A 1,179-nucleotide genomic window follows, 5' to 3' on the forward strand; every position below is an offset into this window, starting at 1 on the left:
GCATAGGACTGGAAAACAGTGTTGACCGGCCGCTTGAAGGGTGGCAGCGGCGCGATGTCCTGGCCGTAGAGCAGGATTTCACCGGCGGTTGGAAAGTCGAAGCCGGCGATCAGCCTGAGCAACGTCGTCTTGCCGCAGCCGGATGGCCCCAGCAACGTGAAGAATTCGTTCTCGCGGATAGATACCGAGACCGTGTCGAGGGCAGCTACCTGCCCCTCACCTGATCCGAAAATTTTGCTGACGTTTACTACTTCAATCGCATTCCGATCCGGTTTGTCCGGCACGATTACGCCTCACTGTTGACCCCGCTCTTGCTGGCGGAGCTCTTCCCCTGTTCGATGTGACCACATGGCCGGTGGGTTGGCAAGCCCGGCATTGGGTCACAGTTCAATCAGTCATTGAGGCCTGCAAGCCCCATGCCATAGTCAGGCCTGATAGGTGACCTTGCCGCCGCAAATCGTCGTCACCGGCCGCACCTTGTGCAGGTCGGCCGGGGCGGTGTTCTCGATATCCATCGACAAAACCACCAGATCGGCCATGTAGCCTGATTTCAGCGTGCCCTTGCGGTGCTCGGCGAATTCGGCGTAGGCGCCCTCGATCGTGTAACCGGCGATCGCTTCATGCAGTGAGAAACTCTGGTCCGGGTCGCTTTCTGCCCACGGTTTGCGCAACACTGCCGCCTGAATGCCCAGGATCGGATCGATCGGCGACACCGGCCAATCGGATGCGAAGACGACATGCGCGCCGGCATCCTTCAAGGTCCGCCAGGCATAGCTCAGCGGCCAGCGCGCCGGTCCGATGCGCGATACCGTCGGCTCCAGTGGAAAATCCATTGCGCCCGGCGGATGCGGCGGTTGCATGGAGGCAATGACGCCGAGTTCGGCGAAACGCGGCACATCAGCGGTGGTGGTGACCTCGATGTGCTCGACGCGGTGACGGCTGTCGCGCTTGCCGTTCGCCTTCTGCGCCGCCTCATAACCGTCGAGCACCGCGCGCACCGCGCCGTCGCCGATCGAATGCACGGCGATCTGCAGCCCGCGTCTGTCGACCGCGACGGCCAGATCGATGAACTGTTGCGGCGTGAACAGCGGCTCGCCCACCCAGTCGAGCCGGTCGGCATAAGGCTCGACCATGACAGCTGTCCAGGAATCGAGAACGCCGTCGTAGAACACCTTGACC

General features: G+C 62.2%; 2 protein-coding genes. Both read right to left on the reverse strand.

Features of this window, described 5'->3' with window-relative positions:
- The coding region (locus tag EN750_RS35310; protein ID WP_127399348.1) for an ATP-binding cassette domain-containing protein at positions 1-284 on the reverse strand (284 nt) is incomplete at its 3' end.
- A 141-nt stretch (positions 285-425) separates the two neighbouring features.
- Positions 426-1,179, reverse strand: a 754-nt coding sequence (locus EN750_RS35315; RefSeq protein ID WP_145968244.1) for an amidohydrolase, incomplete at its 5' end; no start/stop codon positions are given.

Origin of the sequence: Mesorhizobium sp. M7A.F.Ca.ET.027.03.2.1, from assembly GCF_003999175.1 — a bacterium.
Classification (GTDB): Bacteria; Pseudomonadota; Alphaproteobacteria; order Rhizobiales; family Rhizobiaceae; genus Mesorhizobium.